This is a genomic window from Leclercia adecarboxylata (assembly GCF_035787115.1).
Lineage (GTDB): Bacteria > Pseudomonadota > Gammaproteobacteria > Enterobacterales > Enterobacteriaceae > Enterobacter > Enterobacter adecarboxylatus_E.
This window is the reverse complement of sequence record NZ_JALKTL010000003.1, coordinates 483598-498211: the sequence shown is the minus strand read 5'-3', so window position 1 is coordinate 498211 and position 14614 is coordinate 483598. Positions and strand designations below refer to the sequence as shown.

Below are 14614 nucleotides of genomic sequence, written 5' to 3'. Positions count from 1 at the left end.
TTTGGGGAGAGGGTCGGGGTGAGGGGATACCTGTATAAAACCCCAGCAAAACATCCTTAACCAGGCTATACTCACGCCTGGTTTTGTTTTATGAGAGAACGGCGTGGCTCAGGCGCAAGAAGGCTTTTTACTGACCCGACACTGGCGGGATACCCCGCAGGGTACCGAAGTGGAATTCTGGCTGGCGACCGATAACGGCCCGCTGCATATCACTCTGCCGCCACAAGAGTCCGTCGCGTTTATTCCCGGGCCAGACGTCGAAAAAGCCCGACAGCTGCTGCGCGGCGAGAATGGCTGGCGGCTGACCCCTCTTGAACTGAAAGATTTCCAGCGCCGCCCGGTGTACGGCCTTTACTGCCGTGCCCATCGCCAGCTGATGCGCTATGAAAAGCTACTGCGTGAGGCGGGCGTGACCCTCTTTGAGGCCGATGTTCGCCCTCCGGAACGCTTTCTGATGGAGCGCTTTATCACCGCCCCGGTCTGGGTGGACGGGACGCCCCAGGGCGATCGGCTGATCAATGCCCGCCTCAAACCCAATCCGCACTATCGCCCGCCGCTGAAATGGGCGTCGGTAGATATTGAAACCACCCGCCACGGCGAGCTGTACTGCATCGGCATTGAAGGCTGCGGCCAGCGGGTTGTCTATATGCTGGGGCCGGCGAACGGCGATGCTTCCGTGCTCGATTTTCAGCTGGAGTACGTCAACAGCCGCCCGCAGCTGATCGAGAAACTCAACGCCTGGTTTGCCCGGCACGATCCGGACGTCATCATCGGCTGGAACGTGGTGCAGTTTGATTTGCGGATGCTGCAAAAACACGCCGAGCGCTACCGCATCCCACTGCTGCTCGGGCGCGGCAACAGCGAGCTGGAGTGGCGTGAGCACGGGTTTAAAAACGGCGTTTTCTTTGCCCAGGCGAATGGGCGCCTGATTATCGACGGCATCGAGGCGCTGAAATCGGCCTTCTGGAGCTTCTCGTCGTTTTCGCTGGAAGCGGTGTCGCAGGAGTTGCTGGGCGAAGGCAAATCCATCGACAATCCGTGGGACAGGATGGATGAAATTGACCGCCGGTTCGCCGAAGATAAACCGGCGCTGGCGACCTACAACCTGAAAGATTGCGAGCTGGTGACGCGCATTTTTCACAAAACCGAGATCATGCCGTTTCTGCTGGAGCGCGCCACGGTTAATGGCCTGGCGGCCGATCGGCACGGCGGCTCGGTTGCCGCCTTCAGCCACCTCTATTTTCCGCGCATGCACCGGGCGGGCTATGTGGCCCCGAATTTCGGTGATGTGCCGCCGCAGGCCAGCCCTGGCGGCTATGTGATGGACTCCCGTCCCGGCCTGTACGACTCGGTGCTGGTGCTGGATTACAAAAGCCTCTATCCGTCGATCATTCGCACCTTCCTTATCGACCCGGTCGGGCTGGTAGAGGGCCTCGCGCAACCGGACGAGCAGCACAGCACCGAGGGATTCCTCGGGGCGCGTTTCTCCCGGGAAAAACACTGCTTACCGGAGATCGTCAGCCAGATCTGGTACGGACGTGAAGAGGCCAAGCGTCACGGTAATAAGCCGCTTTCCCAGGCACTGAAGATCATCATGAATGCCTTCTACGGCGTGCTCGGCACCAGCGCCTGTCGTTTCTTCGACCCGCGTCTGGCCTCGTCGATTACCATGCGCGGCCACGAGATCATGCGCCAGACTAAAGTGCTGGTTGAATCCCAGGGCTATGACGTGATTTATGGCGACACCGACTCCACCTTCGTCTGGCTCAGGGGCGCACGGGACGAAGCCGAGGCCGCCGCCATCGGTCAGTCACTGGTGGAACAGGTTAACGGCTGGTGGCGAACCCACCTGCAGGATGCGGGCCTGACCAGCGCCCTGGAGCTGGAGTATGAGACCCATTTCTGCCGCTTTTTGATGCCCACCATCCGGGGGACCGATCAGGGCAGCAAAAAGCGCTATGCCGGGCTTATCCAGGAGGGAGAAAAGCAGCGGATGGTGTTCAAAGGGCTGGAAACCGTGCGCACCGACTGGACACCGCTGGCGCAGCGCTTTCAGCAGGAGCTGTATCTGAAAATCTTCCGTCGCGAGCCCTATCAGGAATTTGTGCGTGAGACCATCGCCAGCCTGATGGCGGGCGAACTGGACGACCAGCTGGTGTACCGCAAGCGCCTGCGTCGGCCGCTGGCGGAGTATCAGCGCAACGTGCCGCCCCACGTTCGCGCCGCCCGGCTTGCCGATGAAGAAAACGTTCGTCTCGGGCGGGCGCCGCAGTACCAGAATCGCGGCACTATTAAGTACGTCTGGACCACTAACGGCCCGGAGCCGGTGGATTACCAGCGTTCGCCGCTTGACTATGAGCACTACCTTACGCGCCAGCTACAGCCCGTCGCGGAGGGAATATTACCCTTCATGGACGACGACTTTGCTACACTGATGACAGGTCAGTTGGGGCTATTTTGACAGGTGACGAAATCGCTGCCATCCAGTACCATAGCGCCCTTTCCATTCCCGGACCCATTATTCGACGACCGTCATTCCTGAACGGTGGTTGAACTATTGCCTGCAATTAAAGATTAGAGCCGAACAAATATGCCTTTTACACTTGGTCAACGCTGGATCAGCGACACAGAAAGCGAACTTGGGTTAGGAACCGTGGTTGCGCTGGATGCGCGTATGGTAACTCTCCTTTTCCCCGCCACCGGTGAAAACCGTCTGTATGCTCGCAATGATTCCCCTGTGACCCGCGTGATGTTCAACCCGGGCGACACCGTTACCAGCCATGAAGGCTGGCAGCTGAAGATTGAAGACGTAAAAGAAGAGAATGGACTGCTCGCCTATATCGGTACCCGCCTTGATACCGACGAAACGGGGGTGATGCTGCGCGAAGTGCTGCTCGACAGCAAACTGGTGTTCAGCAAACCTCAGGATCGCCTGTTCGCCGGTCAGATTGACCGCATGGACCGCTTCTCCCTGCGCTATCGCGCACGCAAGTTCCAGAGCGAGCAGTACCGCATGCCGTGGAGCGGCCTGCGCGGCCAGCGCACCAGTCTGATCCCGCATCAGTTAAACATTGCCCATGACGTGGGCCGCCGCCATGCGCCGCGCGTCCTGCTGGCGGATGAAGTCGGTTTAGGTAAAACCATCGAAGCAGGCATGATTCTGCATCAACAGCTGCTTTCCGGCGCGGCCGAGCGCGTGTTGATTGTGGTGCCAGAAACTTTACAGCACCAGTGGCTGGTGGAGATGCTGCGTCGCTTCAACCTGCGTTTCTCCCTGTTTGACGACGAGCGCTATGCCGAAGCCCAGCACGACGCCGATAACCCGTTCGAAACCGAACAGCTGGTGATCTGCTCCCTGGACTTCGTTCGCCGCAGCAAGCAGCGTCTTGAGCACCTGTGTGATGCCGAATGGGACATCATGGTGGTCGATGAAGCGCACCATCTGGTGTGGAACGTCGATGCCCCGAGCCGCGAATATATGGCGATTGAGCAGCTGGCCGAGCGCGTGCCCGGCGTGCTGCTGTTGACCGCTACCCCGGAACAGCTGGGCCTGGAGAGCCACTTTGCGCGTCTGCGCCTGCTGGATCCAAACCGTTTCCATGACTTCGACCTCTTTGTCGAAGAGCAGAAAAATTACCGCCCGGTGGCGGATGCCGTTGCCCTGCTGCTGGCGGGCAAGCACCTCTCCAACGAAGAGCTCAACACCCTGAGCGATCTGATTGGCGAACAGGATATCGAACCGTTACTGCAGACCGCCAACAGCGATCGTGAAGGCGCCGACGCCGCACGCCAGGAGCTGGTCTCCATGCTGATGGACCGCCACGGCACCAGCCGCGTGCTGTTCCGCAACACCCGTAACGGGGTGAAAGGCTTCCCGAAACGCGAGCTGCACACTATTCGTCTGCCGCTGCCAACCCAGTACCAGACGGCGATTAAAGTCTCCGGCATTATGGGCGCGCGTAAAACGGCGGAAGAGCGCGCCCGCGATATGCTCTATCCGGAACAGATTTATCAGGAGTTTGAAGGCGATACCGGCACCTGGTGGAACTTCGACCCGCGCGTTGAGTGGCTGATGGGCTACCTGACCGCTAACCGCTCCCAGAAGGTGCTGGTCATCTGCGCCAAAGCCACTACCGCGCTCCAGCTTGAGCAGGTTCTGCGCGAGCGGGAAGGTATTCGCGCGGCGGTGTTCCACGAAGGCATGTCCATTATCGAACGCGACCGCGCGGCGGCGTGGTTCTCTGAAGAGGACAGCGGCGCGCAGGTACTGCTGTGCTCTGAGATCGGCTCCGAAGGGCGTAACTTCCAGTTCGCCAGCCGTCTGGTGATGTTCGATTTACCGTTCAATCCGGATCTGCTGGAGCAGCGTATCGGCCGTCTGGATCGTATTGGTCAGGCGCATGACATTCAGATCCACGTGCCATATCTGGAAAAAACAGCCCAGTCCGTGCTGGTGCGCTGGTTCCACGAAGGGCTGGACGCGTTTGAACATACCTGCCCGACCGGCCGTACCATTTACGACAACGTGCATAACGAGCTGACAGGCTACCTGGCGACGCCGGAAAATACTGACGGTTTCGACGATTTGATCAAAACCTGCCGCGAACAGCACGAAGCCCTGAAAGCGCAGCTGGAGCAGGGCCGTGACCGTCTGCTGGAGATCCACTCTAACGGCGGCGAAAAAGCCCAGCAGCTTGCAGAGAGCATTGAAGAGCAGGATGACGATACCAGCCTGATCAGCTTCGCCATGAACCTGTTTGATATCGTCGGTATCAACCAGGACGATCGCGGCGAGAACATGATTGTGCTGACCCCATCTGACCATATGCTGGTGCCGGACTTCCCGGGCCTGCCGGAAGATGGCTGCACCATCACCTTCGAGCGTGATGTGGCACTTTCCCGCGAAGACGCACAGTTCATCACCTGGGAGCATCCGCTGATCCGCAACGGTCTGGATCTGATCCTTTCCGGTGACACCGGCAGCAGCACCATTTCGCTGCTGAAGAACAAAGCGCTGCCGGTCGGTACTCTGCTGCTGGAGCTGATCTATGTAGTGGAAGCCCAGGCACCGAAACAGCTGCAGCTCAACCGCTTCCTGCCGGCCACACCGGTGCGCCTGCTGCTGGATAAAAACGGCACCAACCTGGCGGCGCAGGTCGAGTTTGAAAGCTTTAACCGCCAGCTGAGCGCGGTGAATCGCCATACCGGCAGCAAACTGGTCAACGCGGTTCAGCAGGATGTGTATGCCATTCTCCAGCAGGGTGAAGCCCATGCAGAGAAAGCAGCGCGTGCCCTGATTGACGCAGCGCGTAGCGAAGCGGATGAAAAACTGTCGGCGGAGCTGTCTCGTCTGGAGGCTCTGCGTGCGGTTAATCCGAATATTCGTGACGATGAACTGGCGGCGATTGAAACCAATCGTCAGCAGGTGCTTGAGAGCCTGAATCAGGCGGGATGGCGTCTGGATGCGCTGCGTCTTATCGTTGTGACGCATCAGTAAGCGGAGCGAATCATGTTGATGGAACCCTACAATCCGCCGCAGGATCCGTGGCTGGTCATTCTGTATCAGGATGAGCACATTATGGTGGTCAACAAGCCGAGTGGTTTGTTGTCCGTGCCAGGCAGGCTGGATGAGCATAAAGACAGCGTGATGACGCGTATTCAGCGCGACCATCCGCAGGCGGAGTCTGTCCACCGTCTGGACATGGCGACCAGCGGTGTGATTGTGGTGGCGCTGACCAAGGCGGCAGAGCGCGAGCTGAAGCGTCAGTTTCGCGAGCGCGAGCCGAAGAAGCAGTACCTTGCGCGCGTCTGGGGACATCCACAGCCTGCTGAAGGGCTGGTTGACCTGCCGCTCATCTGCGACTGGCCTAATCGCCCGAAACAGAAGGTCTGCTACGAAACCGGCAAGGCAGCGCAAACCGAGTATGAGGTGCTGGAGTACGCGGCGGATAACAGCGCCCGCGTGCTGTTAAAACCGATAACCGGCCGCTCGCACCAGCTGCGTGTGCATATGCTGGCATTGGGCCACCCGATTCTGGGGGATCGCTTTTATGCCACGCCGGAGGCCCGGGCCATGGCGCCGCGCCTGCAGCTGCAGCTGCACGCTGAGATGCTCACCATTACCCATCCGGAATATGGTACGCCGATGACCTTTAAGGCACCGGCAGACTTTTGATCCGTTGCCCGGCGGCACAACGCCTGCCGGGCCAACATCTTCCTTACTTAAAGCCCTTCTGCTCTTTGATAAGCTCGTAAGCTTTCTGAATTTCCTGCGCTTTTTGTTTCGCCATCTCCATCATTTCTGGTGGTAAACCTTTCGCCACCAGCTTATCCGGGTGATGCTCGCTCATCAGCTTACGGTAGGCGCGTTTGATGGTTGTCGGCTCATCAGTTGGCTTCACACCCAGCACGTTACAGGCATCTTCCAGCGTGGGCCCACGCTGCGCCTGCTGCTGCCAGCCGCCACCGCCCGCCTGCTGTTGCTGATAGCCGCCGCCAAACTGTGCCCCGCCCTGCATCATGCGCAGGAACTGATCGAACTGGGTACGGGAAATACCCAGCTCCTCCGCGATGACATACAACACCTCACGCTCGTTCGGATGCAGCGAGCCGTCGGCGAATGCCGCCTGAATCTGAATTTCCAGAAACATCCGGATTAAGTCGAAACGCCCGAAGCAGATACTGCGGAACTGGCGCATTTTCTCGCGTAAGGGGTAGTTATCCGCCTTGCCGATACGAAAGGCGTGTTGCGCCGCTGCCCGGGAGTCACCGTGCAGGTTCATGCGATCCATAAACTGGCTGGCAATGTGGATGTCGGCCTCGGTCACCCGCCCTTTCGATTTGGTCAGATGGCCCATTACCTCAAACGTCGTCGCAAAAAAAAGCGCCTGGCGTTCACGCTGGTTGGCAAACCAGGCCATTTTACGACTTCGTGCTTTATCAAACATATGGCCGATAAGCAGCCCCAGTACGATACCCCAGAAGCCCGCGCCCATCAGTAAAGCGAACGCTACGCCGATAATTTTTCCCCAATACTGCATATACTCCCCAAATGGTGATGTATTTGATCCAGCGCAACGCCATCATTCCGGTGGCCTGGCCACGGTCAAGTGAAGGACATCGCCTATAATTTGCATTATCATACTCGTCATTCAATAACGAGCCTATCACCATGGCTCGTTTACGGGCAGGATTAACGCTGGCACTGTGATGATGAGTAAGATAGTCTCTGACCGTTTGCCAGCGATAAGCCACTGATGACGGAACAATAAATAAAACGTATGAAAAAACGTATCCCCACCCTCCTGGCCACGATGATAGCTACGGCTCTGTACAGTCAACAGGGTCTGGCAGCCGATCTCGCCTCGCAATGTATGCTGGGTATTCCCAGCTATGATCGCCCGCTGGTAGAGGGCGATACGAACGCGCTGCCGGTGACCATCACCGCTGACAATGCGAAAGGGAATTATCCTGACGATGCCGTGTTTAGCGGGAAGGTGGATATTAACCAGGGCAACAGCCGCTTGCAGGCTGACGAAGTTCAGTTGCACCAGAAACAGCCAGAAGGCGCGGCCGAACCGGTACGAACGGTGGATGCGCTGGGTAATGTGCACTATGACGATAATCAGGTCATCCTGAAAGGTCCGAAAGGCTGGTCAAACCTGAATACCAAAGATACTAATATCTGGGAAGGTGATTACCAGATGGTAGGCCGTCAGGGGCGCGGTAAAGCCGACCTGATGAAACAGCGCGGTGAAAACCGCTATACCATTCTTGAGAACGGCTCCTTTACCTCCTGTCTGCCGGGTTCTGATACCTGGAGCGTGGTGGGTAGCGAAGTGATCCACGACCGCGAGGAGCAGGTTGCGGAGATCTGGAATGCCCGCTTTAAGCTCGGCCCGGTGCCGGTCTTCTACAGTCCGTATCTGCAATTGCCCGTGGGTGATAAACGTCGCTCAGGCTTCCTGATCCCGAACGCCAAGTACAGCACCTCAAACTATTTTGAGTTTTATCTGCCGTACTACTGGAACATCGCGCCCAATGTAGACGCCACGATCACGCCGCACTATATCCATAAGCGCGGCAACATCATGTGGGAGAACGAGTTACGCTATCTGACACATGCGGGTTCTGGTCTGATGGAGCTGGACTATCTGCCGTCGGATAAAGTTTATGAGGATGATCCAAGGAACACCTCCGGGGATAATCGCCATCGCTGGTTATACTACTGGCAACACTCTGGCGTAATGAATCAGGTGTGGCGTTTCAACGTCGACTATACCAAGGTCAGCGACTCGAGCTATTTTAACGACTTTACGTCTAAATACGGCTCAAGTACCGATGGCTACGCCACGCAGAAATTTAGCGCGGGCTATGTGGTACGGAATTTTGACGCGACCGTTTCAACCAAACAGTTCCAGGTCTTTAGTGACCAGACGCAAAGCACCTATGCTGCAGAGCCTCAGCTTGATGTTAACTGGTACCAGAATGATGTAGGGCCTTTTGACACCCGGGTCTACGCCCAGGCAGTGCATTTCGTCAATACTGACTCCGACATGCCTGAAGCGACGCGTCTGCACCTTGAACCAACGATTAACCTGCCTGTTTCAAACGACTGGGCCAGCCTCGATACCGAAGTGAAGCTGATGGCGACGCACTATCAGCAGGATAATCTGGAAAAGTACAACGCCAATCATGGCACTCATCTGGAAGATTCCGTTAATCGCGTGCTGCCGCAGTTTAAAGTGGACGGCAAACTCATCTTCGAGCGCGATATGGACTGGAGCGAGGGTTACACCCAGACGCTGGAGCCGCGTGCCCAGTATCTGTATGTGCCGTATCGCGATCAGAGCAATATCCAGAACTATGACTCTTCATTCCTGCAATCAGATTACAGCGGCCTGTTCCGTGACCGTACCTATGGCGGTCTGGACCGTATTGCATCGGCCAACCAGGTCACCACCGGGGTCACAACGCGTATTTATGATGATGCTGCAGTTGAACGTTTTAATGCTTCTGTGGGTCAAATCTACTACTTCACCGAAGCACGCACCGGTGATGACAATATTCAGTGGGAAAAGGACGACAAAAAGGGATCGCTGGTATGGGCCGGAGATACTTACTGGCGCATAACCGATCGTTGGGGTCTGCGCAGCGGCGTGCAATATGATACGCGGTTGAACAACGTTGCCACGGGTAGCGGTTCAATCGAATACCGTCGTGATGCAGACCGAATGGTGCAGCTCAGCTACCGTTACGCCAGCCCGGAATATATCCAGGCGACGTTGCCTAACTTTGCTACGTCCGAACAAACCAAAGAGGGCATTTCGCAGGTAGGCGGCACGGCAAGCTGGCCAGTTGCCGATCGCTGGTCGGTCGTGGGGGCTTACTACTTTGATACTAATCAGAGCAAGTCGGCAGATCAGATGCTGGGAGTGCAGTATAACTCCTGCTGCTACGCGATCCGCGTCGGTTACGAGCGTAAGCTGAACGGTTGGGATCCAGACAAGGGTCAGAGCGAATACGATAACATCATCGGCTTTAACATCGAACTGCGTGGCCTGAGTTCCAACTACGGTCTGGGCACTCAGCAGATGCTGCGCTCACCGATTCTGCCGTACCGTAGTTCATTGTGATGTACTTGATTTAAAACGTAATCCGCTTTGCGGTTAATTGATATGGAAAAAGTATGAAGAACTGGAAAACGCTGCTGCTCGGTATCGCCATGGTCGCGAATACCAGCTTCGCGGCCCCACAGGTTGTCGACAAAGTCGCTGCCGTTGTGAACAACGGTGTGGTACTTGAGAGCGACGTTGATGGTTTAATGCAGTCTGTGAAGCTCAACGCGGGTCAGGCAGGTCAGCAACTTCCGGATGATTCCACGCTGCGTCATCAGATCCTTGAACGTCTGATCATGGATCAGATCGTTCTGCAGATGGGTCAAAAGATGGGTGTGAAGATCTCTGACGAGCAGCTCGATCAGGCTATCGCAAACATTGCGAAGCAGAACAACATGTCCGCTGACCAGATGCGCAGCCGTCTGGCCTACGACGGCATCAGCTATTCGACCTACCGTAATCAGATCCGTAAAGAGATGCTGATTTCAGAAGTGCGTAATAACGAAGTGCGTCGTCGCGTAACGATCCTGCCGCAGGAAGTGGAGGCGCTGGCCAAGCAGGTAGGTAATCAAAACGATGCCAGCACCGAGCTGAACCTGAGCCACATCCTGATCCCACTGGCAGAGAACCCATCGTCTGACCAGGTGGCAGAGGCGGAAAGTCAGGCACGTTCTATCGTCGATCAGGCGCGTAACGGCGGTGATTTCGGCAAACTGGCAATCACCTATTCGGCTGACCAGCAGGCGCTGAAAGGCGGCCAGATGGGCTGGGGTCGTATTCAGGAGCTGCCTTCTATCTTTGCCCAGGCGCTGAGCACGGCGAAGAAAGGCGATATCATCGGCCCAATCCGCTCCGGTGTTGGCTTCCATATTCTTAAAGTGAACGATCTGCGCGGCCAGAGCCAGAGCATTTCCGTCACGGAAGTGCATGCCCGTCACATTCTGCTTAAAACCTCTCCGATCATGTCTGATACCCAGGCGCGCGCCAAGCTGGAGCAGATTGCCGCCGATATTCGCAGCGGTAAAACCTCCTTTGCCAACGCGGCGAAAGAGTTCTCTCAGGATCCGGGTTCTGCGAATCAGGGCGGAGATCTGGGCTGGGCGGCAGCGGATATTTACGATCCGGCCTTCCGCGATGCGCTGATGAGAATGAACAAAGGTCAGCTGAGCGAACCGGTTCACTCCACCTTTGGCTGGCACCTGATCGAGCTGCTGGACACCCGGAATGTGGATAAAACCGATGCGGCGCAAAAAGATCGTGCATACCGCATGCTGTTCAACCGTAAGTTCTCTGAAGAAGCTGCGACCTGGATGCAGGAACAACGCGCCAGCGCCTACGTCAAAGTTCTGAGCAACTAATGAAACAACATCGTGTTGTCATCACTCCCGGCGAACCTGCCGGGATTGGTCCCGACCTGGTCGTCCAGCTTGCCCAGCGCAGCTGGCCGGTCGAACTGGTGATCTGCGCCGATGCCAGCGTACTGGAGGCGCGGGCGAAGCAGCTTAATCTGCCGCTGACGCTTCTGCCTTATCAGGCAGAAAACGCTCCCCTCCCCCAGCAAGCGGGCACCTTAACGCTGCTACCTGTCCCACTGCGCACCCCGGTTACTCCAGGGCAGTTAAGTACCGAAAACGGCCATTATGTGGTGGAGACCCTGGCGCGCGCCTGTGATGGCTGCCTGAGCGGGGAATTCGCCGCGCTGATCACCGGCCCCGTTCACAAAGGGGTGATCAACGATGCAGGGATCGCTTTTACCGGTCATACCGAGTTTTTTGAGGCGCGTTCCCACAGCCCTAAAGTGGTGATGATGCTGGCAACGGAGGAGCTGCGGGTGGCCCTGGCTACTACACATCTACCGATCAAAGCCGTTTCCGATGCCATTACGCCGGATCTACTGCGTGACGTCATCATCATCCTGCACCACGACTTACGCACTAAATTTGGCATTGCCGATCCGCACGTGCTGGTGTGCGGCCTCAACCCGCACGCGGGCGAAGGCGGGCATATGGGAATGGAAGAGATCGACACCATCATTCCGGTGCTGGATGAGATGCGGGCGCAGGGGATGAAACTCAGCGGTCCGCTGCCCGCCGATACCCTGTTTCAACCGAAATACCTGGATCATGCAGACGCTGTGCTGGCGATGTACCACGATCAGGGCCTTCCCGTGCTAAAATACCAGGGATTTGGCCGCGGGGTGAATATCACCCTCGGTTTACCCTTTATTCGAACTTCTGTTGACCATGGCACTGCGCTCGATTTAGCAGGTCAGGGAAAAGCAGATGTCGGCAGTTTTATTACGGCGCTTAATCTCGCCATCAAAATGATTGTTAATACTCAATGAATAATCGCGTCCACCAGGGCCATTTAGCCCGTAAACGTTTCGGGCAAAACTTCCTCAACGATCAGTTTGTGATCGAAAGTATTGTTTCGGCTATCAATCCACAAAAAGGCCAGGCGATGGTCGAGATCGGGCCGGGCCTTGCCGCATTGACCGAACCGGTTGGCGAGCGTCTGGATGAACTGACCGTCATCGAACTGGACCGCGATCTGGCAGCACGCCTGCAGACGCACCCGTTCCTTGGGCCGAAGCTGACTATTTATCAGCAGGATGCCATGACCATGAACTTTGGCGAACTGTCGGAGAAACTCGGTCAGCCGCTGCGCGTTTTTGGCAACCTGCCGTATAACATCTCCACGCCGCTGATGTTCCACCTGTTTAGCTATACTGATGCCATTGCCGACATGCACTTCATGTTGCAAAAAGAGGTCGTCAATCGACTGGTTGCAGGGCCAAACAGTAAAGCGTATGGTCGTTTAAGCGTGATGGCACAATATTTCTGTAACGTAATCCCGGTACTCGAAGTGCCGCCATCAGCATTCACGCCGCCACCAAAAGTCGATTCTGCGGTGGTGCGTCTTGTGCCGCATAAAACGATGCCTTACCCGGTGAAAGATCTGCGTGTGCTGAGCCGCATCACTACAGAAGCCTTTAACCAGCGTCGCAAAACGATACGTAACAGTCTTGGCAATCTGTTTACCGTTGAAGTGCTGGCTCAGTTGGGTATCGACCCGGCCATGCGCGCGGAGAATATCTCCGTTGAGCAGTACTGCAAGCTGGCTAACTATATCAGCGAAAATGCGCCGCCGAAGGAGAGCTAAGCCATGATTAATTCGCCCCGCGTATGTGTTCAGGTGCAAAGCCTTTATATCGAGTCTCAATCCACGCCGGATGAAGAACGTTTTGTTTTTGCATACACCGTTACCATTCGCAATCTCGGGCGAACCCCTGTACAGCTACTGGGGCGCTACTGGCTTATCACCAACGGCAATGGTCGTGAAATTGAAGTGCAGGGCGAAGGTGTGGTGGGCGAACAGCCGCACATTGCGCCCGGCGAAGAGTATCAGTACACCAGCGGTGCGGTAATCGAAACGCCGCTGGGTACGATGCAGGGCCATTACGAAATGGTCGATGCCGAGGGCAATGCATTCCGCATTGCCATTCCTGTTTTCCGTCTGGCTGTACCAACACTCATTCACTAAACATGTCTACATATCTCATTGGCGACGTTCACGGTTGCTACGATGAACTGATCGCATTGTTAAAGCAGGTGGAATTTACCCCGGGTACAGACACGCTGTGGCTCACGGGCGATCTCGTTGCCCGCGGCCCTGGCTCGCTGGAAGTCCTGCGCTATGTTAAATCCCTGGGCGACAGCGTGCGGATCGTCCTCGGCAATCACGATCTGCATCTGCTGGCGGTCTATGCGGGGATCAGCCGTAATAAACCGAAAGACAGGATCTCGCCGCTGCTGGACGCCCCTGACGCCGATGAGCTGATTAACTGGCTGCGCCGCCAGCCGCTGATGCAGATAGACGAAGAGAAAAAACTGGTGATGGCGCACGCGGGCATAACGCCGCAGTGGGATCTGCAAACCGCGAAAGAGTGCGCGCGTGACGTCGAAGCGGTGCTCGCCAGCGACTCATACCCGTTTTTCCTCGATGCCATGTACGGCGACATGCCTAACAACTGGAGCATGGAGCTCAGCGGCGTTGCGCGTCTGCGTTTTATCACTAACGCCTTCACCCGCATGCGCTACTGCTTCCCGAATGGTCAGCTGGATATGTACTGCAAGGATGTGCCGGAAAACGCGCCGACCCCGCTTAAGCCGTGGTTTGCAATCCCCGGGCCGGTGACTGACCAGTACAGCGTGGTCTTTGGTCACTGGGCGTCGCTGGAAGGCAAAGGTACGCCTGAGGGCATTTACGGGCTGGATACAGGTTGCTGCTGGGGCGGTGAACTCACCTGTCTGCGCTGGGAAGATAAAGCCTGGTTTATGCAGCCGTCGAACCGGCACCTGGATTTAGGTGAAAATGAAGCGGTAGCGTCGTAACGAAGAGCTGCACCTCTCCCGGCGGGAAAGGTGCAGAAAAACATTAGCGGCGTTCAAGGATCTCGAAGCAGTAGCTATGCGAGTTTTGCGCATCTGCGTCGTGGAATTCGCTGAACACCGATTCCCACTCGTCAGGATCGTAGTCAGGGAAATGGGTATCCCCTTCCACTTCAGCATCAATGTGGGTCAGATATAATTTCTGTGCTTTCGGCAGGAACTGCTCATAAACACGCCCCCCGCCAATCACCATTATCTCTTCAGCATCGCCGCAGGCAGCAATCGCTTCGTCGATGGATTTGACCCACTCGACACGATCGTCCGTGCCGGACTGGCTGCTTATTACGATGTTTTTACGGCCCGGCAACGGGCGCCCGATTGACTCCCAGGTCAGGCGACCCATTACTACCGGCTTGTTCAACGTTGTACGCTTAAACCACGCGAGATCGGCAGGCAGATTCCACGGCATGGCGTTTTCCATACCAATCACGCGATCTACTGCAAGCGCCGCAATCAGACTGATCATTGACTATTTCCCGGATGCAAAAAATTGCCGCCACTATACGGAAAGCTTAATCTTTCGTCGACTGGCGGCGGAGTAAAGAA

The 14614-nt window shown here is 56.5% G+C and carries 11 protein-coding genes; 9 read left to right on the top strand and 2 right to left on the bottom strand.

Translation table 11 applies throughout. From position 1 onward, the window contains the following. Positions 1-103: 103 nt before the first annotated feature. The 3 genes from polB (at position 104) to rluA (ending at position 6175) form a co-directional block, all read left to right on the top strand. Positions 104-2461: a DNA polymerase II gene (gene polB, locus MXM41_RS13185; RefSeq protein WP_325932434.1), complete on the top strand. Its 2358-nt coding sequence runs from the start codon at positions 104-106 to the stop codon at positions 2459-2461. Positions 2462-2590: 129 nt separating this feature from the next. After that, positions 2591-5497 carry an RNA polymerase-associated protein RapA gene (gene rapA / locus MXM41_RS13180; protein ID WP_325932433.1) on the top strand — a complete coding sequence of 969 codons (2907 nt, stop codon included), beginning with the start codon at positions 2591-2593 and terminating at the stop codon, positions 5495-5497. A 12-nt stretch (positions 5498-5509) separates the two neighbouring features. Continuing rightward, positions 5510-6175, top strand: a complete 666-nt coding sequence (rluA, locus tag MXM41_RS13175) for a bifunctional tRNA pseudouridine(32) synthase/23S rRNA pseudouridine(746) synthase RluA (RefSeq protein ID WP_325932432.1) — start codon at positions 5510-5512, stop codon at positions 6173-6175. A 43-nt stretch (positions 6176-6218) separates the two neighbouring features. Here the strand turns inward: rluA and djlA are convergent, their stop codons facing one another. Then, positions 6219-7040 (bottom strand): co-chaperone DjlA, encoded by an 822-nt coding sequence (gene djlA / locus MXM41_RS13170; protein WP_325932431.1) that lies wholly within the window; start codon positions 7038-7040, stop codon positions 6219-6221. 240 nt (positions 7041-7280) lie between these two features. On the opposite strand from djlA, the gene lptD reads away from it, so the two are divergent. Genes lptD through apaH form a run of 6 tightly spaced genes read left to right on the top strand, consistent with a single transcriptional unit; the run spans position 7281 to position 14011 of the window. After that, entirely contained in the window at positions 7281-9635 is a 2355-nt protein-coding gene (lptD, locus tag MXM41_RS13165; protein WP_325932430.1) for an LPS assembly protein LptD, read from the top strand. A gap of 53 nt (positions 9636-9688) precedes the next feature. Then, positions 9689-10975, top strand: a complete 1287-nt coding sequence (gene surA / locus MXM41_RS13160; protein ID WP_325932429.1) for a peptidylprolyl isomerase SurA — start codon at positions 9689-9691, stop codon at positions 10973-10975. Then, positions 10975-11961, top strand: a complete 987-nt coding sequence (pdxA, locus tag MXM41_RS13155; protein ID WP_325932428.1) for a 4-hydroxythreonine-4-phosphate dehydrogenase PdxA — start codon at positions 10975-10977, stop codon at positions 11959-11961. Before surA ends, pdxA begins: the two co-directional genes overlap by 1 nt. Next, the gene (rsmA, locus tag MXM41_RS13150) at positions 11958-12779 is read left to right on the top strand and encodes a 16S rRNA (adenine(1518)-N(6)/adenine(1519)-N(6))-dimethyltransferase RsmA (RefSeq protein ID WP_325932427.1); all 822 of its coding nucleotides are present in this window, start codon (positions 11958-11960) and stop codon (positions 12777-12779) included. Before pdxA ends, rsmA begins: the two co-directional genes overlap by 4 nt. Before the next feature lie 3 nt (positions 12780-12782). Next, on the top strand, positions 12783-13160 hold the full coding sequence (apaG, locus tag MXM41_RS13145; RefSeq protein ID WP_039030409.1) for a Co2+/Mg2+ efflux protein ApaG: 378 nt from the start codon (positions 12783-12785) through the stop codon (positions 13158-13160). A gap of 2 nt (positions 13161-13162) precedes the next feature. Next, positions 13163-14011 carry a bis(5'-nucleosyl)-tetraphosphatase (symmetrical) ApaH gene (gene apaH, locus MXM41_RS13140; RefSeq protein WP_325932425.1) on the top strand — a complete coding sequence of 283 codons (849 nt, stop codon included), beginning with the start codon at positions 13163-13165 and terminating at the stop codon, positions 14009-14011. Positions 14012-14054: 43 nt separating this feature from the next. On the opposite strand, the gene folA is transcribed toward apaH, so the two are convergent. Beyond that, positions 14055-14534, bottom strand: a complete 480-nt coding sequence (gene folA, locus MXM41_RS13135) for a type 3 dihydrofolate reductase (protein WP_325932424.1) — start codon at positions 14532-14534, stop codon at positions 14055-14057. Positions 14535-14614 lie beyond the last annotated feature (80 nt).

Excerpts from the sequence above, each read along its gene's own strand:
- rapA (WP_325932433.1), top strand. The coding sequence starts at position 2,591 with ATGCCTTTTACACTTGGTCAACGCTGGATCAGCGACACAGAAAGCGAA.
- rluA (WP_325932432.1), top strand. The coding sequence starts at position 5,510 with ATGTTGATGGAACCCTACAATCCGCCGCAGGATCCGTGGCTGGTCATT.
- djlA (WP_325932431.1), bottom strand. The coding sequence starts at position 7,040 with ATGCAGTATTGGGGAAAAATTATCGGCGTAGCGTTCGCTTTACTGATG.
- lptD (WP_325932430.1), top strand. The coding sequence starts at position 7,281 with ATGAAAAAACGTATCCCCACCCTCCTGGCCACGATGATAGCTACGGCT.
- surA (WP_325932429.1), top strand. The coding sequence starts at position 9,689 with ATGAAGAACTGGAAAACGCTGCTGCTCGGTATCGCCATGGTCGCGAAT.
- pdxA (WP_325932428.1), top strand. The coding sequence starts at position 10,975 with ATGAAACAACATCGTGTTGTCATCACTCCCGGCGAACCTGCCGGGATT.
- rsmA (WP_325932427.1), top strand. The coding sequence starts at position 11,958 with ATGAATAATCGCGTCCACCAGGGCCATTTAGCCCGTAAACGTTTCGGG.
- apaG (WP_039030409.1), top strand. The coding sequence starts at position 12,783 with ATGATTAATTCGCCCCGCGTATGTGTTCAGGTGCAAAGCCTTTATATC.
- apaH (WP_325932425.1), top strand. The coding sequence starts at position 13,163 with ATGTCTACATATCTCATTGGCGACGTTCACGGTTGCTACGATGAACTG.
- folA (WP_325932424.1), bottom strand. The coding sequence starts at position 14,534 with ATGATCAGTCTGATTGCGGCGCTTGCAGTAGATCGCGTGATTGGTATG.